10 protein-coding genes (1 of these 10 running past the window's edge) are annotated in these 19896 nt (G+C 63.4%); 7 read left to right on the top strand and 3 right to left on the bottom strand.

Annotated features, from left to right (window positions below):
- Positions 1-239 precede the first annotated feature (239 nt).
- The 3 genes from U9J33_RS20455 to U9J33_RS20445 are packed head-to-tail and all read right to left on the bottom strand — an operon-like array spanning position 240 to position 7263.
- The gene (locus tag U9J33_RS20455) at positions 240-2108 is read right to left on the bottom strand and encodes an Svx/AvrXca family virulence/avirulence protein (protein WP_324699827.1); all 1869 of its coding nucleotides are present in this window, start codon (positions 2106-2108) and stop codon (positions 240-242) included.
- Between the two features lies 1 nt (position 2109).
- Positions 2110-4869: a DUF5695 domain-containing protein gene (locus U9J33_RS20450; RefSeq protein ID WP_324699826.1), complete on the bottom strand. Its 2760-nt coding sequence runs from the start codon at positions 4867-4869 to the stop codon at positions 2110-2112.
- 18 nt (positions 4870-4887) lie between these two features.
- The gene (locus U9J33_RS20445; protein ID WP_082370127.1) at positions 4888-7263 is read right to left on the bottom strand and encodes a S9 family peptidase; all 2376 of its coding nucleotides are present in this window, start codon (positions 7261-7263) and stop codon (positions 4888-4890) included.
- Between the two features lie 158 nt (positions 7264-7421).
- Here U9J33_RS20445 and U9J33_RS20440 point away from each other — a divergent pair, with 158 nt between their 5' ends.
- The 7 genes from U9J33_RS20440 to U9J33_RS20405 all read left to right on the top strand — a co-directional run.
- Positions 7422-8159: a FadR/GntR family transcriptional regulator gene (locus U9J33_RS20440; RefSeq protein ID WP_082370128.1), complete on the top strand. Its 738-nt coding sequence runs from the start codon at positions 7422-7424 to the stop codon at positions 8157-8159.
- Between the two features lie 105 nt (positions 8160-8264).
- On the top strand, positions 8265-10625 hold the full coding sequence (locus tag U9J33_RS20435; protein ID WP_324699825.1) for a glycoside hydrolase family 127 protein: 2361 nt from the start codon (positions 8265-8267) through the stop codon (positions 10623-10625).
- Between the two features lie 8 nt (positions 10626-10633).
- On the top strand, positions 10634-13444 hold the full coding sequence (locus U9J33_RS24900) for a DUF885 family protein (protein ID WP_185999053.1): 2811 nt from the start codon (positions 10634-10636) through the stop codon (positions 13442-13444).
- Complete coding sequence (locus tag U9J33_RS20420; protein ID WP_324699824.1) at positions 13434-15017, top strand: family 43 glycosylhydrolase; 1584 nt, start codon at positions 13434-13436, stop codon at positions 15015-15017. The genes U9J33_RS24900 and U9J33_RS20420 overlap by 11 nt, the downstream gene beginning before the upstream one ends.
- A gap of 241 nt (positions 15018-15258) precedes the next feature.
- Positions 15259-17955, top strand: a complete 2697-nt coding sequence (locus U9J33_RS20415) for a TonB-dependent receptor (protein ID WP_054434984.1) — start codon at positions 15259-15261, stop codon at positions 17953-17955.
- A 202-nt stretch (positions 17956-18157) separates the two neighbouring features.
- The gene (locus tag U9J33_RS20410) at positions 18158-19072 is read left to right on the top strand and encodes a dihydrodipicolinate synthase family protein (RefSeq protein WP_054434986.1); all 915 of its coding nucleotides are present in this window, start codon (positions 18158-18160) and stop codon (positions 19070-19072) included.
- Positions 19073-19082: 10 nt separating this feature from the next.
- A protein-coding gene (locus U9J33_RS20405) for a 4-hydroxyproline epimerase (protein WP_054434988.1) crosses the window boundary here: on the top strand, positions 19083-19896 show its 5' portion. The gene runs 185 nt beyond the window's last position; only the first 814 of its 999 coding nucleotides appear in the window; it begins with the start codon at positions 19083-19085; its stop codon lies beyond the right edge, outside the window.

The raw sequence follows: 19896 nt of genomic DNA, 5'->3' as shown, positions 1-19896 counted from the left end.
GAAAGCTGTCCATCCTAACGTCAAGTGCTAGCGGCAGAAATGTCCCAGCCTAGCCATTTCGGATGTACGACGATCACGACTTTCTGAACGGCAGGTTCGGGAGAGGCATCTGGAAGCTTGTGCGACTGGAATGGCGCAAGGTTGCCGTTCCGGCTCGATCCGGCGTCCGTAACGGGCTGAAAGCGCCGCACTTGATCGGACGACCGGAACGGCGGGCAGTGGAACTTGTCTACGCTCCCCTAGGGTATCCAGCGATAGGCCGGTTTTGCGGTGACTTCGGGAACAGGGGCGGTCAGTTCGGCGCCGTGGCCCGGGTCCTTGACGGTGTCCGCATCGACGAAGCCGTAGAACACGCCGGTCGATGCGGAGCCGCCGCGCTGTTCGACGTCGCCGATGTTTTGCGCCGTTCCCGAAAGAACGATGCCTTTCTCGTACTCACCTATGCCGAGCATGGACGTGGCGGCGCGGGCCTTGCCCTTCAGGACGGTGTCGCCGCGCAGTACGGTGAGGCCGGAGATCACCGCCTCGTCCAGGACCTGCGCGTTATCGAGCACGACGGCGTGATCCTCGATCCGCGCCTTGCCGGAAACGGTGCCGGAGATCACCCGCGCATAAGGGCCGACATAGGCGCTTGCGGCCACGCTGGCCTGCGGTCCGACCCAGCCCCCGCCGTTGCCGTGGCGGTGCCCGCCGGGGATCGGCCCGGGCGCGCCGTCCTGCCAGCGGTCGGGCATGGCGCCGTCGAGCTGGACCATCCACGGATAGCGGTAGATCGAATACCAGGGCTGGTCCCAGCGGATCTTCTGCATCTGCGACGGGGTGGCCATGACCACGAGGTATAGGCCGGTGTCTCCGGGCCGGACCGCGATCGAGGCTGCGGCCTTGTCGCCGCGCTGAAGCGGGGTGTAGCGGCTCCTGCCATCCGCCCCGACGGCGACGACGCCCCAGCGCCAGTCGGATGCGGGCGGCGGGATCGTTTCCGGCTCATCGGCAAGACCGGGCAGCGAGACGACGGCGCTGGCCTGCTGGACTACGCCCCGGAAGGTCACGGTCACATGGTCGCGGCCGGCATCGGGATGCAGCTTGACCACGTTGTAGCCCCAGCGCTGGGGTGCCCACATCTCCGGCACGGCGAAGCGGCGATGCTCGAGGTCGATGGGGTCCAGCACGGTGGCGGAGAGGATATCGGGGCCGGTGGACTGGTCGTAGGAACCATAGTTGCGGCGGAAGACCGCGCCCTGATCGCTGCCGTCCGGGTTGGTGTAGTCCCAGTTGGCGTTGTGCAGCGCCCAGTCGCCGTAGGTGTCGTTCAACTGGCTTTGTGTCCAGTTCTTGTTGTCACGCAGAACGGTGAAGGGATCGGTCGTCAGGTGGGCCGGATCGTCCTTGCCGGGGGCCTTGCGCCAGATGTCGTTCACGGCGTCGAAGCCGCGGGTGTCCTTGAGGAATTCGAGGAACTGCCAGTTGCAGTAGCGGCTGCGGGTCGAGCCGTAGTAAAGGTGCGGGTACTGTTTCAGCAGCACGGAACAATGCGTATTCTCGCGGAATTCCGGGAGTTGCACGGTCATCCAGTTGGCGTGGCTCTCGAACATCCAGCCGGTATAGGGCGAGTCCATGAGATGCCCGGTCGCGGTCTGGAGGGCATGGGTCAGTTCATGGGCAAGGCCGAAACGGTCCCTTAGCGCGCCGGGGCCGATCCACATGCCCATGTGCCCGAGCGAGTCCGCTCCGCCGGTCAATCCGTAGTCGGTGCCGATATAGGCGTTGACCTTGAACTTGGCCGCCGAACCGCAATGCGGCTCGGGGAAGTGCAGCGTTGCGATGAAGTAGTCCCAGACATATTCGAGATGCTTCACCGCCGCCTGCGCATCGGCCGGGGCCACGGTGCCGGGCTTCCAGTGCAGGGCGAAATGCTCGCTCTGCATCTGCAAAGGGAGGGCGGAATTCACCGTGTCCGAAGGGTCGGTTTCCGCGATGGCCCAGGCCCCGGCCACGCAAGCCTCACGCGGGGCGGGGCTGGCGGCCGGGGCGGCAAGCGCCGGTGCTGACGGAATGGCGGCTCCTGAAAGCAGGACTGCCAGCACCGATGCCTGAAAAAGGGCCCTCATGTCAGCGCGGGCTGAGCGTGACGGTGGTGGCACCCGTGCCCAGCGGGATGGCGTAACCGCCGCGATCGGCGGTGCCGGTGTCGGCGGTGTAAGGCTTGCCGCCCGCCGTCGTGGTCTCGAACAGCAGGCGTGCTGCGGGGGTCTCCGCCGTCGCGGGATCGAGCGTGAGCACGACCTTGCCGGTCCTGGCGTCATAGTCGGCGCTCTTGATGCGGCCCGCTTCCAGCGTGACCCAGAGGCCGGCGGGGGCGATGAAGAGCCGGCGGCGGGCGCCGTCCTTCGGTTCGACATGGACCCTGGTGCCCTTCGCGGTCAGGTCGCCGCCGAAGCCCAGCCACCCGAACTGCGCGTCATCGACCATGTAGGTCGCCGAGGTGATGGCGTGGCCGTAGAAGACCATGCCGTAGTCGCCGGTGATGGCGTCCCACTTCATCATGTCGGGCCAGGAGTGGAACGCGGCCGAGCCGAAGCCCTGCTGGTCGATATTGGTGATCCCGCCCATCATGCCGCCGTAGGCCACGCGCAGCAGGTGCAGGTCGGTGGGGTTCTGGCGATAGGCGTCGAACAGCGGCACCGCGTTCAGCGCCGAGCCGTAGTGGTGGATCTGCCGCTCGATACGCGAGACCTTGCCGCCGTAGAGGAAGTCCCAGTAGCGGCGGGCATTGCCGTTGTAGCCCCAGCTCGGGATCGTGGGGTCATAGGCCAGGATGACCTCGCGCGTCTCGTCCGCCTGCGGCTGGTAGCCGAAGTAGCGCATCCATGCGTAGACTTCGGGCTGGCCGGTGGAATCCCAGGCCATCTCGCTGCCGAACGGGAACTTGAGCGTGCGCCAGTGATCGGCGCGGCCCTTCATCAGGCCCTCCATCTCGGTGGCTTCGGCGGTCAGGCCCTCACGCTTCAGGTCCTTGAGGATGTCGAGGAAGACATCGCCTTCCATCTGGCCGAACTGCGCATAGTAAGGCGCATCGCGCATCATCGCGACGGAAGTGCGGTAGGCCCAATCGAGGTAGAACTTCCAGTCATGCTGCTTGACCAGCCCCTGGCTGTCGCGTGCGAGGCGGTAGAGCACCCAGTGGCCGATGGCGACGTGCGGGTAGTTGTAGGAACGGCCAAGATCGTCCGAATCCTTCTTCGACCAGGCGGTCCAGTTCTTCCAGTTGATCTTGGGGTCGTAGTAGTTCGGGAACTCGACCGGATCGTAGTAGAAGATGCTCTTCTTGACTGCGCCGGCCTGCGGGCCGTCCTTGACCTGAAGGGTGCCGAGCACGGTTTCGTTGACGAGGCGCTCGAGCTTGGCGACTTCTTCAGGGCTCGGATTGTCGAGCTGCTTCATCATCGCCGCAACCCACGAACCGGCGCCGCCTTCGTCGCTCATGCCTGCCACCCAGACGCGGCCGTCCTGCGTGAGGATCTTGTTGTCCTCGCGGTCGTAGGAGAGGATCGCGGGGCTGCGATGGAACGGGTCATTCTTGCCTTCGAACCACTGGTTCGTCGTGGTGAAGTGGCCGATATCGGCCATGACCTGATCGAGCGGCTTGGTGATGTAGTAGCTGACGGTCTGCTTCTGGCCGTCCGCATAAGTCACCGTCAGGCGGGCCTGACCCCATCCCGAGGCCTTGACCCGATAGCGTGCCCAGCCGGTTCCGCTCTTCTCGGAGGTGGCGGTAAGGGCGCCTGCGGGGAAGGATTCGATCTTCGCGACCTTGCTCGGGGTCTTGAGGAAGAGGCTGGCGGTCTGGTCGGTGGGCACCACGTAGCCGGGAATGCCCACGGCCACCGGGCGCTTGTTCGCGACCAGCGTATCCTCGATCTTGCGGATATCGGGCGCGGTCACGAAGCGCAGGCCGATGGTGCGGCTCTCGCCCGGTGCAAGCGTGATGCTGGTCGGCTCGTTCCACTGCTGGCCAGCCTTGGCCCATTCCTTCTCGGCGAAGCCCTTGCTGGCGACGGTCCAGTCGTAGAACCCTTCCGAGACCTGGCTGCGCTGGCTCTTGTCAGTGAAGATGTCGCCGTCCTTGGCGGCGCGCGCTTCGATGATCGGGCGATAGGCTTCGAGCGGCGTGCCCTTTTCCGGCAGGACGAGCAGGGCCGGGCCCTGACCGTTGAGGCGGGTGACCTGGAGATAGCCCGCATCCCGGCCGATATAGGGGTCGACGAAGCTCGCTTCGGCATGGGCCTGGTCGAGATCGCGGTCGAGGATGATGTTGTCGAACACCATGGGCATGCCGAGGCCGCCGATCTCGACGGGGGCGCTGCTGGTATTGACGAGCGTGAAGCGCATGGCCAGCACGCCGGCCTCGTTCACCCAGCGGCGCTCGACGCGCAGGGGTATGCCCGCTCCCATCGAGGCGGTGATATCGGCGGCGGCAAGCACGCCATTGCCGCCCGCGAGCGCGGCGATCTGCTTGCGGGCATGGGCGGAAGAGAAGTCCTGCCAGTCCGATCCGGCGGTCTTCAGGCGGATGTGGATGTCGCCGATGTGCACGTAGCCGTCGCCCGCGCGCTCGGGCTCGCGGGCTGCGGGTACGAAGTCGAACGCGGTATTGCCCTTGGGCGAGAGGTGAGCGAGCGTCTGCGTGTCGGCCCGCAGGGCAAGGTCGAAGGCCGTGGTCTGCATCTCGGTCTTGCCGATCGGCGGATAGACCGGCTTCGGCTTCTGAACTTCGCCTTCTTCGGCATAGGCCGCGGTCGTCGGCAGCATGGCCGGGAGAGTGCCGAGCACCAGGGCGACGAGCGGCAAGGGCTTCAGGAGACGCTTCATTTCAGGTCCTCGCAGGAATTACTTGGTGGCTGCTTGAGCAGCAGGAGCGGCCGCCTTCACGGGACCGAGGGCAGGCGGCGTTTCGCCAAGCAGATACTGGGTGAAGTAGTCGCGCAGCTTCTTCCAGAAAAAGGGCCGGTAGACGTTGTGCGTGGCATTGGGCATCACGATCAGGTCGACATCGCGCCCGGCATCCATCAGTGCCTTGGCAAGCCGATAGCTTTCCGTGACGGGAACGTTGTCGTCGATGTCGCCGTGAACGAGCAGCAGATGACCCTTGAGCTGCCCCGCGACCGACATGTTGGAGTTGCGCTCCCAGGTCGCCTCATCGGCATAACCCATCGAGACTTCCGGCCACCAGGTCTTGTCGAGACGGAGATCGTGGTTGCCCGAGGACGAGACGCCGACCTTGAAGAAGTCCGGGCGGCGCAGCACGAAGCGCGCGGTGTCGTAGCCGCCCGCCGAACCGCCGAACACGCCTACACGGGTGACGTCCATGTAGGGGTACCTCGCGGCCATCTGGCGGATCAGGGCAATGTGATCGTCCAGCCCGACTTCGCCGAGGTTCTGGAAGGCTGGCAGGCGGAAAGCCTGGCCGCGCCGCGATGTGCCGGTGCCGTCGATCATAACGACGATCGCGCCGATCTGCGCCACGCTGTTGCCGGCGACCCGGCGCGCTTCGCTCCATGTCGCGGGAACGTCGGTCGTGGTCGGGCCGGTGTAGACGTTGTCGATCACTGGATAGCTGCGCTTCGGATCGAAGTGCGCGGGGCGGTAGATCATGCCGTAGATCGGCGTCTTGCCGTCCGCTGCCAGTCCCTTGAACGGTTCGGGCGGGGTGTAGCCCCGGGCGAGCAGGCGGCTGTCATCGGCCCTGGCCAGTTCCTTGACGATGCGTCCGCTCGCACCGTCGCGCAGCACTGCGCGGGTGGGTGAGGTCGGGTTCGACATCTGGTCGACGATCCACTTGCCATCGGGTGAGACCGAGGCGTTGTGGTCGAGCGGTTCCGGGGTCAGTTCGGTGAGCGCGCCGCCTTTGGCGGGAACGCGGTAAAGCGCGCGCCAATAAGGGTTGCGTGTGGCCTCGCGGCCGACGCCGGTGACGATGAGCGAGGACTTGTCCTCGGCCACGTTGTCCACCGTGAGGACTTCCCATTCGCCGGTGGTCAGCGCCTTGCCGCCGTCGGGTGCATCGGGCGTGACGAGATAGAGCTGGGCCCAGCCCGTCCGCTCGGAGATCGAGAGTTCGCCGCCGAGTTCGGGCGAGGGGAAGATCATGCTTGAGGTGACGGTGACGACCGGCTTCACCGCCTCATGCGCGATGACCTTCGCGGCGCCGGTCTCAGGATCGGCGAGGTAGACGGCCTGCTGCTTGTAACCGCGCTCGGTCCAGAGCATGCGGACCTTGCCGTCCAGCCAGCCCATGTCCGGCGGGGACGGGTAGAGGATGGATTCCGAAGGCACCTGCATCGGCACGATCCGTGCCTTGCCCTTCTTCATCGCATCCCTGACGTCGATCACCAGGCGCGCCGCCTGCGGCAGCTTCTCGGCGCCGGCGAGCGGGTAGATGTAGGAGAAGCTGCGCGGATAGAAGCTGCCCGGCGGGTTCTGCTGGGTGATCGACAGCTTCTTCACATCGCGCGTGTCGAGACGCCATGTCAGCAGGTAACGGCCATCCGGCGACCACTGGCCGGAAACCGGCATGGCCGGTTCCTCGGTGCCTTCGCGCAGGATATCCGAGAGTTCCGGGATCGAACGGCCATAGGGCTGCTCGCGCGTGCCGTCGGCGGTGAGGGCCACTTCGCGGCCCGTGGCGACATCGACCGCGTAGAGGTTATAGCTGCGCGCGACGATCTTCGTCTTGCCGTCGGGCGAGAGGAGATCGAACACCTTGTGGTCGGCCTTCTCGACCTCGGTCGCCCTGCCGGCGGCATCCATGCTCCAGAGCGCACCGTCGAAAGCGCGGAACCGGACCTCGTTCCGGGCGGGATCGAAGTCCACCTCGGCGATACGCGCATCGTCGGCTGTTACCGGAGCGCCCTTCGCTGTGGTCAGCGCGGCAAGCAGCGCCGCGGTCGTGGTGACCTGCCGGGTCTGCTGCGAAGCCAGATCGAGGAACTGGTAACGCTGGTCGAGCCGGTTGCCCGTGCGATAGAACAGCCCGCCTTCGACAAAGCGCGGGGCAACGTCGGCATTGTCGATCAGGTCGCCGAGCGCGGAACCCATGAAGCTGTCGGCCGCGGCATAGCGCTGGTCGATGCCGGGCTGCGCTGCTGCGCTGCGGGTCGGCGCTTCTCGCGCGTCGGCGGCTGCCGGTATCGCTGCTGCGGTTACGGCCCAGGCAAGGGCGAGCAGGCTGATGGATTTCGACACGGAGGAATGCGAAGCGCTCACGGCTGCGGCCCATCGGTTATTTCGGGGAGAACCTCATCGTCATGACGCCCACTGGCGTAAGCGTCAAGAAAAATATACGATATATGATCTGCGCTTTTCTGGGCTAGCCAGAGCGTTATTCTTAATACAGACCTGACGCGATGACGAAAGAGAACACAATGACCGGTAATGGTTCGGGTGAAGGTTCCGAGGCGCTTCCCTTGATGAGCGGCCGTTTGCACCATGCAGTGGCGCAGCGGCTGGCGACTCAGATCGTGAGCGGGGAGTATCTGACCGGCCATGTCTTCCCGGCCGAGGTAGAGCATGCGGAAATACTCGGAGTATCCAGATCGGTGCTGCGCGAGGCGTTCCGGATGCTCACCGCCAAGGGGTTGGTAAGCAGCCGGCCGAAGGCGGGAACGCGCGTGAACGAGCGCCGCAAGTGGAATCTTCTCGATCCTGATGTGCTCGCCTGGCAGATTCAGTGCGGCGCCAGCGATGAATTCCTGCGCGACCTGTTCGAACTGCGCATGGTAGTGGAACCGCAGGCCGCGGAAATGGCTGCGCTGCGCCGCGACGACGGCCAGCTTCTCGACATGGCCAACGCGCTCGACACGATGGAGCATTATACGCTCACCAGCCCCAAGGGGCGGGCGGCGGATATCCGTTTTCACGAACTCCTGATGGAGGCGACGCACAACGAGATGCTGCTCGCGCTTTCCAACTCGATCTCCACTGCCATTGCTTCGACCACCGCGATCAAGCATGGCAAGCAGGACAGTCCGCGCGACCCGATGCCCGAGCATCATGCACTCTATGCGCAGATCGCCGATCGAAATCCGGCCAAGGCGCGCAAGGCGATGATTACTCTCATCGAACTGGCCCATGCCGATACGCAGGTTGCGCTTCGCCGCTGAAGCCGGGTGACCATGCCGCAAGCGGCTGCCTTACAAACAGGGGATTGACTTCGAGGGCCCGACTTCTATCAATACAGTATACGATATTCGATAGGAGTTATTGGAATGCAGGCCAATCGGCGCGAATGGATGGCTGGCGTGGCGGCGCTCGCCATTTGCTCTGTCCCCCTCAAGGGCTTCGCAGCCGTGATTGCACCCAAGCTTCCGATCAAGGCGAAGCCGCTGCCGCTGACCGACGTGCGTCTTGCGCCTTCGGACTATGCGCGGGCCGTCGAAGTCAATGTCGATTACCTGATGTCGCTCAGCCCCGACCGCTTCCTGCACAACTTCCGCAAGTACGCGGGGCTGGAGCCGAAGGCCGCGATCTACGGCGGCTGGGAATCCGATACGATCGCCGGGCATACCCTCGGCCACTACATGACCGCGCTGGTGCTGGCCTGGCAGCAGACTGGCAACCCCGAATGCCGCCGCCGTGCAGACTATATCGTCGACGAGTTGGCGCTTTGCCAGCAGCAGCGCACGGATGGCTACATCGGTGCGCTGGGCCGCAAGACCAAGGACGGCAAGGTCGTCGACGGGCAGGAAATCTTCCCCGAAGTCATGCGCGGAGAGATCAAGTCGGGCGGGTTCGACCTCAACGGGTCGTGGTCGCCGCTCTATACCGTGCACAAGTACTTCCAGGGCCTGCTCGACATCAATGCCGCCTGGGGCAATGCCAAGGCGCTTCAGGTCGTCATCGGCCTCGGCGGCTACTTCGAGAAGGTTTTCGCCGCGCTTGACGACAAGCAGATGCAGGAACTGCTGGGCTGCGAATATGGCGGCCTGAACGAGAGCTATGCCGATCTCTACGCCCAGACCGGCGATCTGCGCTGGCTCAAGGTGGCGGAGCGCATCTACGACAAGAAGGTGCTCGACCCGCTGGTGGCGCAGGAGGACAAGCTCTCCAACTTCCACGCCAATACCCAGGTGCCCAAGCTGATCGGCCTGGCGCGCATCCATGAGCTGACCGGCAAGGACGAACCGGGCCGTGCCGCCCGCTTCTTCTGGGAGCGCGTGACCCAGCATCACAGCTACGTGATCGGCGGCAATGCCGACCGCGAATACTTCTTCGAGCCTGATAATATCGCGCTGCACCTCACGGAATCCACCTGTGAGCATTGCAACACCTACAACATGCTGAAGCTGACCCGTCAGCTCTACTCGTGGCAGCCGGACGGCGCGCTGTTCGACTATTACGAGCGTGCGCACCTCAATCACGTCATGTCGGCGCAGAATCCGGAAACCGGGGGCTTCACTTACATGACTCCGATGATGAGCGGCGCCCCGCGCGGCTATTCCGGTCCGGGAGAGGAAGCCTTCTGGTGCTGCGTCGGCTCGGGCATGGAAAGCCATTCCAAGCACGGCGACTCCATCTTCTGGGAAGGCGGCGATACGTTCTTCGTCAACCTCTACATCCCCTCGACGGGGCAGTGGAAGGCCAAGGGCGCTGCCTTCACCATCGCCACCGAGTATCCGTTCAAGTCGGACGTGAAGATCACGCTCGACGCGGTGAAACAGGGCAAGTTCGCGGTGGCGCTGCGCATTCCCGGCTGGTCGAACGGCAAGGCGACCGTCGCCGTCAACGGCGCGCCGGTGCCTTCGACCCCGGTCGGCGGCTACGTGGTGATCGACCGCCGCTGGAAGAAGGGCGACGTGATCGCGCTTAACCTGCCGCTCGAACTGCGCCTTGAAAACGCGCAAGGTTCGCAGGACGTGGTGGCCGTGGTGCGCGGACCGATGGTCATGGCCGCCGATCTCGGCCCGGCCGAAATGGAGTTCACCGGCGTCGAGCCGGCGATGGTCGGCGACAACCCGCTGGCCGCCTTCGCGCCGATGGTCTCTGACCGCCCGCGCTACCAGACCACCGGCATCATCCGTCCGGGCGACCGCATGTTCGCGCCGTTCTACAGCCAGTACGACCGCCGCAGCGCCGTCTACTTCAAGCGCTTCACGGAAAGCGGCTGGAAGAGCGAGGAAGCCGCCTTCCTTGCCGAACAGGCCCGCCAGAAGGACCTGGCAGCCCGTTCGATCGACGTCATGCACCTTGGCGAAATGCAGCCGGAGCGCGACCATGAACTGACCTCGGAAATCTCCTATCCGGTCTCCTATCGCGGCCGCAACGGGCGCGATGCCCGCTCGGGCGGTTACTTCGAGTTCAAGATGAAGGTGAAGTCCGGTCCGCTGCTGCTGCAGGCCAGTTATTGGGGCAGCGAGCGTTCGCGCGTATTCGACATCCTCGTCGACAACGTGCTGGTGGCAACCCAGAAGCTCGACAACGACGCGCCCGGCAAGTTCTTCGACGTCGATTATCCGCTGCCCGAGGCGCTGACCAAGGGCAAGAGCAGCGTGAAGGTGCGCTTCGTGCCGCATGATCGCACTTCGGCCGGCCCGGTCTTCGGCGTGCGTCTGTTTACCGCCAGGAAGTGAGCATTGCCTTGAGTGAAGACGTTGCCCTGACGATTGCCGAAGCGGACGAACTCGCCCGCACGGTGCTCGAAGCCTGGGGCCTCGCGCCCGACCATGCCGCCGCCGTCGCCCACACCATGGTGTCGGGCGAGCGGGACGGTTGCACCTCGCACGGGCTCTACCGCCTCCTCGTTGCGGCCAATTCGGTCGAGCGCGGGGTGGTGGTGCCCGATGCGGTGCCCGAAGTGAGCGAGCCGGCGCAGGCGCTGGTGCGCGTCGACGGCAAGGGCGGCTTCGCCCAACTGCCGTTCGAGCGCGGCATGCCGCTGCTGGTCGAGAAGGCGCGCAAGTTCGGCATTGCCGCCATGGCGTTGAACAATGTGGTCCATTTCGCCGCGCTCTGGCCCGAGGTCGAGGCGCTGGCAGAGCAGGGGCTTGTCGCCTTCGCCTTCACGCCCAGCCATTCGTGGGTCGCGCCTGCCGGCGGCACCAAGCCGGTGTTCGGCACCAATCCGATCGCCTTCGGCTGGCCGCGTCCTGACCGCGCGCCGTTCGTGTTCGACTTCGCCACCAGCGCGGTCGCGCGCGGCGAGATCGAACTGCATCGCCGTGCTGGCAAGTCGATCCCGCTCGACTGGGGCTACGATGCCGATGGCAATCCGTCGAGCGATGCCAAGGCCGTGCTCGACGGCGCGATGCGCACATTCGGCGGACACAAGGGTTCCGCACTCGCCGCCATGGTCGAACTGCTTGCAGGGCCGCTGATCGGCGACATGACCAGCGCGGAATCGATGGCCGCCGACCAGGATCGCGGCGGCTCGCCCATCGGCGGCGAATTTATTATCGCCATCGATCCGGCGGGCTTTCTCGGGGCGGGCGTGGAAGAGCATCTGCGCCGCGCGGAAGCCATGTTCGACATGATCGAAGGGCAGGGCGCTCGCCTGCCGGGATCGCGCCGTCTGATCGCGCGGGCGCGCTCCGACAAGGAGGGGCTGCGCATTCCGGCGAAGCTCCACCAGGACATTCTCGAGGTTCTCGAAAGGGGAAATGACGTGAAGAATTCGGTTGGCCGCGCCATGATGCTGGCCGGCGCCGCACTGGTCGCCACGCCTGCGGTTTCGGCCGCCGCCGCTCCCGCTGCTCAAGTTTCCAAGAAGCAGACGGCCGATCAGGCTTTCGAGGCGATCACCACCGCCGAATACGAATGGCGCCAGAAGCAGGTCGGCCCTTGCGAGGATACGCCGAAGGACAGCAAGATCGTCCTGCCCGACCTCGGCCCCAAGGCCCAGGCAGATCGCCTCGCCTGCTGGACCAAGGTGGAAGGCCAGCTTGCTGCCATCGACCAGAAGCAGCTCTCGCCCGCCAATCGCGTGAACTTCGCGGTCTACAAGGGCCAGATCGATGCGCTCCTCGCCTCGCAGCGCTTCCGCGACTACGAAAAGCCCTTCAACGCCGACACCAGCTTCTGGGGCGACCTGGCCGACTGGGCGCGCAATCCGCTGAAGGACAAGGCTGCGGCCGACAACTATCTTGAAATGCTGCGCGAGGTTCCGCGCTACTACGACCAGCAGATCGACAACATGCGCGCGGGCCTCAAGCGCGGCTTCACCGGCCCGCAAGTGACGCTTGCCGGACGCGACAAGGGCATCGAACTGGTCGTTCAGGCCAAGACGGCGGAAGCCTCGCCGTTCTATGAGCCGTTCCGCAAACTGCCTTCGACGATCCCCGCCGCCGAGCAGGAGAAGCTGCGCGCCGAAGCCCGCAAGCTCATCTCCGATGGTGTCGTGCCGGCCCATGCCAAGCTGCTGACCTTCATGCGCAGCGAATACGAAACCGGTGCGCGCAAGTCGCTGGCGGCCTATGACCTGCCGGACGGAAAGGCCTATTACCAGTCGAAGATCGCCGAGTTCGTCACGCTCGACAAGACGCCGGAGGAGATCCACGAGATCGGCCTCAGCGAGATGGCCCGCATCCGCTCGCAGATGGCCGAGGTGATGAGCCAGGTCGAGTTCAAGGGAGACCTCAAGTCCTTCCTGCACTTCCTGCGCACCGATCCGCAGTTCTATCCCAAGACCCCGAACGAGCTGCTTTACCGCGCGGCCTGGATCGCCAAGCAGTTCGACGGCAAGGCGGACCAGTTCTTCGGCCACATGCCGCGCAGCCGCTTCGCCATCAAGCCGGTGCCGGACGACATCGCGCCGTTCTACACCGGCGGTCGCGGCGGTCCGGGCATCTATCTCGTCAACACCTACGATCTGCCGAGCCGTCCGTTCTACTCGCAGGTCGCGCTGACCTTGCACGAATCCGCGCCGGGCCATGCCATGCAGATGCCGCTGGCCATGGAGAACAAGGACCTGCCGGCCTTCCGCCGCGACACTTACCTGTCTGCCTACGGAGAGGGCTGGGCGCTCTACTGCGAGGCACTGGGCGAGGACATGGGCATGTATGAGACGCCCTACGACCGGTTCGGCATGCTCAGCTACCAAGCCTGGCGCGCGTCGCGCCTCGTCGTCGATACCGGTGTCCATGCCATGGGCTGGAGCCGCGAGCAGGCACAGCAGTACCTGCGCGACAATACCGCGCTGTCCGATCACGAGATCGAGACAGAAGTCGATCGCTACATCTCCTGGCCGGGACAGGCGCTGTCCTACTACATGGGCCAACTCGCCTTCGTCGATGCGCGCAAGAAGGCGGAAACGGCGCTGGGTTCCAAGTTCAACATCCGCGCCTTCCACGATGCAGTGCTGGAACTGGGCGGCGTGCCGCTGCCGCTGATCGACCAGCGCGTCGATCAGCTCATCAAGGACGGCGGCAAGGGCCCCTATCCCGATGAGGAATAAGCTCGCATTGGTGCTTGCGGCCGGCGCTTTCGCGTCGGCCGTTTCGGCGCAGCAGGCCTCCGCGCCGATCGCGCGGGAACTGACGGTTCCGGGTAATCCGATCCTGGCGGATGGGGACTATTACTCCACCGATCCTGCGCCTTTCGTTGCCGATGGACAGCTCTGGATTCTCGCCGGGCGCGATGAAGCGGCCAGCGACGTCAACGACTTCATCATGCCCGAATGGCAACTGCTCAAGACCGCCGATCCGGCCTCGGGCAAGTGGACCCATTATCCGGCGATCATCAAGCCGGAGAACGTCTTCGCCTGGGCCGAGGAGGCCCGGGCCTATGCCGGGCAGATCATCCAGGGCCCGGATAAGCGCTATTACCTCTACGCCCCGGTACTGGAGAAGAACAGCAGCGCCGAGGACCGCTTTGCGATCGGCGTGGCGGTTGCCGACAGCCCGCTCGGGCCGTGGCGCGATGCCCACCCTTCTGGGCCGATCATCTCGCAGAGAGTGCCTGTCGCCAACAAGATCCAGAACATCGACCCCACGATCCTGATTGATGACGATGGCCGGGTCTATATCTACTGGGGCACGTTCGGCCAGCTTCGCGGCATGGAACTGGCGCGTGACATGATTACGCCCAAGGGGCCGGAGCAGACCATTTCCGGTCTCACCGGCTTCTTCGAGGCGCCGTGGATCATGAAACGCAAGGGCACCTATTACATGCTCTATGCGGGTAACAAGGCGGGGCCGACTTCGGACTGCACGCCCGCCGTCTATTACGCCTGCATCGCTTACGGCAGCGCGCCTTCGCCGATGGGGCCCTGGACCTACCGCGGCGTGGCGTTGAAGCCGGTCTCCTCCACCACGTCCCATCCGGGCGCGGTCGAGTTCAAGGGGCAGTGGTATCTTGCCTATCACACGGCGGATGCCAGGGGTGGCGGGCACTTCCGCCGCAGCGTCGCCCTGGACAAGATGGAGTGGGACGACAGCGTCACCCCGGCGCGCATCCGCACCGTCGTGCCCACGCTACGCCCGCAACCGCCGCTGGCACCGAGCCGCAACATCGCGCGTTCGGCCTGGGCGACCGCCTCGAACGATCCGGTGCCGGTGCAGTTCTGGATCAAGGCGCTCAACAACGGCGCGCTGAAAGAGGCCCCGCTGCCCCCCGACATGTGGGGAAGCTGGTCTGCGAACAATCCGCCGCGCCAGTGGATCGAGTATCGCTGGGACAAGCCGGTGACGATCGACGGCTCGCGCATCTGGTTCTGGAACGACCAGCCCGCAGGTTCGGGCGTCGGCGTCGCTCCGCCGGCGAAGTGGCATCTCGAATACTGGAACCCGGTGGGCAAGGGCAATTGGAAGGCGGTTCCGCGCGCCAGTTCCTATGGGACGGGGACGGGTTCATTCCAGGATGTGTCGTTTGCAAAGGTGAACACGCGATGCCTGCGCGCGGTGATGGACGCTTCCACGGATGGGAAGACGCATGCCGCTCTCGCCGTGCAGGAATGGGAAGTGCTGGCGCCGGCCGCGGAGCCTGTCGCTATCCGCGGAGACGGATCGCCGCCAGCAGCATGTCAGTAACCTGCTGACCCATGCCGCATGGGCGGCTGTGGGTAGATAATCTTGAAAGGGCGCAGGTCATCAACCTGCGCCCTTTTTGGCATGCGCTTTCCAGATGTTTCCCGAAACAGGAATTACTCAGACAAAAATGTTTCCGAACCGTCACAAATACCTTGACTCGATTCAGATATCGTAAGACGTATACGATATAAACAACAGGTGTCATGGCGGAGGCACCGCGAGCCAAACAGGGGGTTTTGCGATGATTTCTCTCAAAATTTTGAAGCTTTCGACTGCATTGAGTTCGCTGGTCGCCATGGGGGCGGCCGCTCCTGCCTGGGCGCAGGATTCCTCTGCCAGCGAATCTTCTGACCAGAGTATTGTCGTCACGGGCGTTCGCGGGAGTGTAGAGGCTGCCGCGACGAAGAAGCGCAAGTCCAAGCAGATCGTGGACTCCATCGTTGCTGAAGACGTCGGTAAGCTTCCTGACAACAACGTCCCCGAGGCGATTGCCCGTGTCACCGGTGTTCAGATTTCTCGCGAACACGGCGAAGGCGCCGAGATTTCTATTCGCGGCATGACTGACATCTCTACCACCATCAACGGAAATGACGCAGCCAGCGGCGTCGATCGTTCGATGAACCTGTCAGACATTCCTGCGGAATTGCTGAAGTCTGTCGAAGTCTACAAGACCCGCACCCCTGACCAGATTGAAGGCGGTATTGCGGGAACCGTGAACGTCGAACTGCGGCGGCCGCTCGATCTTGACAGGGGCCTGACCGTCGCGGGAAGCTTCCGTGAAGTATTTTCCAGCATCGGTAATACCAAGAGCCCTTACGGAAGCTTGCTGGTCGGAGATCGCTTCGACACCGGTCTTGGCGAGATGGGCTTCCTGGTCAACGCTTCCTACACACGCAATCATTACAATGAGACGTTCCTGGAAAGCGAGACACCTGGCGTCTTTGCAGGCACGGATCTGAACAGCCTTCCTGCAGATCAACGGACGACGACGATCGTTCCTTACGCGGTTAACTACGGTGTCGAAGAAGGCCGCATTTCTCGTCCTTCAGTCAACGCAGTCTGGCAATGGCGCGCTAGTGACCAACTCGATTTCGTGCTGGAAGGTAATTATTTCAGCAGCCGTGAGAAGCGTAGCAGGGACCGCCTTCATCTGGTCGCCCGTAACGGAACCTATAACCTTTCCGATATAACCTACGCCGACAACGGAAATGCCGACTATCAGACCGTTCAAGGCCTGACTGTCACGCCTGCAACGGGAATTCTGGCTGGTGGTCCGGAGGCGTACTACGAGAAGGTAAAGTCCGAAAACTACGGCGGCAATTTCGAGACGCACTGGCACAACGATCAGACGCAGATCAATTTCACGGCGCAGTACAATAAGTCGCGTCGTGAAAACTACGGCATCCTCAGCGTCTACCGGTTCTCCACTGCTCAGAGCGCCACCTTGGACATGGATACGGATGTGGGCTCCGGTCGGGGGCCGTACATGGTCTTCAATGGTGTCGACCTGACCGACCCCAGCGAGTATCTGTTGAGCAACCTGCATGACGAGCGCAGTGTCGAGACGAGCCGCAGTCTCTCAAGCCAGGTGGACCTGACGCAAAAGCTGACCGAGACGGGGCTGTTGCGCAGTTTCCAGATGGGGGCTCGCTACAGCAATAGGAAAATCCGCTTCACGAACGGCTACCGGGACAGTTCGCCTCGCGTTGCTGGTTCGTCGCCGACGCTGGACGACCTGGGCTACGATTACACCTCCACGACTGCCCATGTTTCGGGCTTTGATGGCCCGACCTGGTTCAATCTTGACGGCGCCAGCCTGCTGAACAATTTCGATGCCGTTCGCTCATGGCTCCAGTCGACGAGCACGACCGGCGCCGATTGGTCGACAAGATACCCCGATCTCTCGGTTGGTAACGGTTACGGTTCGAGGGAGCAGACGTTTGCTGTCTATGGCCAGTTCAATTATGCCTTCGATGCCGGTGTCCCTGTCGATGGCGTGTTCGGCGCGCGTGTCGTCAACACGTGGGGGATTAGCGACAGCGTTCAGACCCGTTTTGATGCCAACTGGAATCCAACCGTTACGACCTCGTCCGGTCGCGGTAATTTCGTAGACGTGTTGCCGAGCTTCAATGCCATTGCGCACTTTACCCCGAAGCTTCAATTGCGACTGGCCTGGACGAAGAACGTGCAGCGCGTCGGCTTCTATGAACTCCGCCCAAGCCGCGTCATTGAGCTCAACAATCTTACTGTCTACGCGGGCAACCCGGATCTCAAAGCTTATACCGAAAATAGCTTCGACGCTTCTCTTGAGTATTATTTCGGCCGTGCAGGATCAATTTCGGTCGCGGCCTATCTCAAGAAGCCGAAGGGCTATATCTATTACAGTGTGGCGCAGGAATACGTTCCGGAGTTCCCGGGTGCCGTGGGCGTCCCCAACGGAAGTGTCTGGACCAATCGCAATGCAGGTGGCGGCACTTTCCAAGGATATGAGATCGCCGGCCAGACCTTCTTCGATTTCCTGCCTGGCATCCTTCGTAACTTCGGGGCATCCGCAAACCTGACGTACCTTGCAAAAGGTAATATCGATTATCCCGATGGATCAGACAATAATGCCATTGGCATGTCCAAGATTACCTATAATCTTGCACTTTACTATGACACTCCTGAGTTCAGCGCGCGCGTGGCTTGGAACTATCGGTCGCGTTATCGTACCGGTGTGTTCTCCGATTATCCCGAATTTTCGCCGTACATGGATGCGACGTCGCGCCTTGATGCTGCGATCAATTACACTCCGGTCAAGTTTCTCACGCTTAGCGTTGAAGGCACCAACCTCCTCAAGAACAATGCGCAGATGTGGTGGGGCAAGGACCGTCTCTTGCCGTATGGCGTCCGCCTTCAGGCACGAACAATTCAGACCAGCGCTCGCTTCCGCTTCTGATTCGTGCAGTTCATGTATTAGGATGGAAAGCCGCCCCGGAGGACCGGGGCGGCTTTTTATTTGGAAAGGCTGCCTGATCTGCGCTGATGCTGCGCTTCTGACCGTGCCGGAAAAGACTGCCACGATGCAAAGATTGCAATTGTCGAGCGTTTCGTAATATCGTATACGATATTTCAATTCAGAGAGAGTAGGAAGAACTTACATGGCAATTGGTTGGAAGGGCGTGTTCCCGGCGGTCACCACGCAGCTCCGTGAGGACCTGTCGATCGACCTCGCCGACACCCAGCGCGTCGTCGACGATCTCATCAACGACGGCGTGACCGGTGTGATCGCGCTCGGCACCGTGGGTGAGAACAACTCGCTTGAGTATGACGAGAAGGTCCAGGTTCTTTCGGCCATCGTCGAGGCGGTGAACGGCCGCGTTCCCGTCGTCACCGGCGTTTCCGAATTCGATACGCGCCGCGCCGTGCGTTACGCTCAGGCCGCCGAAAAGGCCGGCGCCGATGGCCTCATGCTGCTGCCGCCGATGGTCTACGTGCCCAAGGCGCACGAACTCGTCGCGCACTTCAAGGGTGTTGCCGAGCAGACCGCCCTGCCGATCATGCTCTATAACAACCCTCCGGCTTACCGCACCGTGATCGACAAGGACGTCCTTGCCGCTCTGGTCGACGTGAAGAACATCGTCGCGGTCAAGGAATCGGCGCCGGACACCCGCCGCTTCACCGATTTCAAGAACATCTTCGGCGATCGCTACACGCTGTTCGCGGGCCTCGACGACGTGGCTCTCGAAGGTCTCTACCTCGGCGCGCAGGGCTGGGTTTCGGGTCTTACCAACGCTTTCCCGAAGGAATCGGTCGAGCTGGTCAAGGCGTTCGAGCGCGGCGATCACGCCAAGGCCATGGAAATCTATCGCTGGTTCATGCCGCTCCTCCACCTCGACGCCGACCACGATCTGGTCCAGTCGATCAAGCTGGCAGAGCAGGTCATGGGTCGCGGTTCGGAGCGCGTGCTGCCTCCGCGCTACGTCCTTGAGGGCGAACGCCGCGCTCAGGTGATCGCGATGGTCGAAAAGGCCGCTGCAACCCGCCCCGACCTGACCGTCGCGGCAGCAGCATAAGGGAGCGTCGATGCGGCACACTTTCTTCTGCATCGACGGCCACACAGCCGGTAACCCCGTTCGCCTCGTGGCGGGCGGGGCTCCGCTGTTGAAGGGCGCCTCCATGTCCGAACGGCGGCAGGACTTCCTGTCTCGCTTCGACTGGATTCGTACCGGCCTGTGCTTCGAACCGCGCGGGCACGACATGATGTCGGGCGGCTTCCTCTATCCGCCGACCGATGCCGCCAACGACATCGGCATCCTTTTCATTGAGACGTCGGGCTGCCTGCCGATGTGCGGCCATGGCACTATCGGCATGGTGACTTTCGGCCTTGAACACGGGCTGATCCAGCCCGCAACGCCGGGCAAGCTGCGCGTCGAGGTTCCGGCAGGCGTGATCGAGATTGCCTATGAAACCGAAGGCCAGAAGGTCACTTCGGTGCGGATCACCAACGTCCCTGCCTATGTCGCCGAACGCGGCATCGAAGTGGACGTGGAGGGCATCGGCCCGCTCACCATCGACGTGTCCTACGGCGGCAACTACTATGCCATCGTCGAGCCGCAGGGGAACTACACCGGTCTCGACGATCTTGGCGCCTCGCGCATCGTTGAGCTTTCGGGCCGCATCCGCGAAGCCGTGCGCGAGAAGTACGAGCCGGTCCACCCGCTCGATCCCACGATCCGCGGGGTCAGCCACGTGCTATGGGCCGACAAGCCAAAGCACGAAGGCGCCGATGGCCGCAACGCGGTGTTCTACGGTGACAAGGCTATAGACCGCAGCCCCTGCGGCACGGGCACTTCGGCTCGCCTTGCGCATCTCCATGCAACCGGCCGCCTCAAGGTTG

It is taken from the genome of Novosphingobium sp. RL4 (assembly GCF_035658495.1).
GTDB lineage: Bacteria > Pseudomonadota > Alphaproteobacteria > Sphingomonadales > Sphingomonadaceae > Novosphingobium.
The sequence above is the reverse complement of the archived record's forward strand: the minus strand, read 5'-3'. Positions and strand labels throughout refer to the sequence as shown.

Bases quoted from the DNA above. Each gene is read 5' to 3' on its own strand.
- U9J33_RS20455 (WP_324699827.1), bottom strand. From the start codon at position 2,108: ATGAGGGCCCTTTTTCAGGCATCGGTGCTGGCAGTCCTGCTTTCAGGA.
- U9J33_RS20450 (WP_324699826.1), bottom strand. From the start codon at position 4,869: ATGAAGCGTCTCCTGAAGCCCTTGCCGCTCGTCGCCCTGGTGCTCGGC.
- U9J33_RS20440 (WP_082370128.1), top strand. From the start codon at position 7,422: ATGACCGGTAATGGTTCGGGTGAAGGTTCCGAGGCGCTTCCCTTGATG.
- U9J33_RS20435 (WP_324699825.1), top strand. From the start codon at position 8,265: ATGCAGGCCAATCGGCGCGAATGGATGGCTGGCGTGGCGGCGCTCGCC.
- U9J33_RS20420 (WP_324699824.1), top strand. From the start codon at position 13,434: ATGAGGAATAAGCTCGCATTGGTGCTTGCGGCCGGCGCTTTCGCGTCG.
- U9J33_RS20415 (WP_054434984.1), top strand. From the start codon at position 15,259: ATGATTTCTCTCAAAATTTTGAAGCTTTCGACTGCATTGAGTTCGCTG.
- U9J33_RS20410 (WP_054434986.1), top strand. From the start codon at position 18,158: ATGGCAATTGGTTGGAAGGGCGTGTTCCCGGCGGTCACCACGCAGCTC.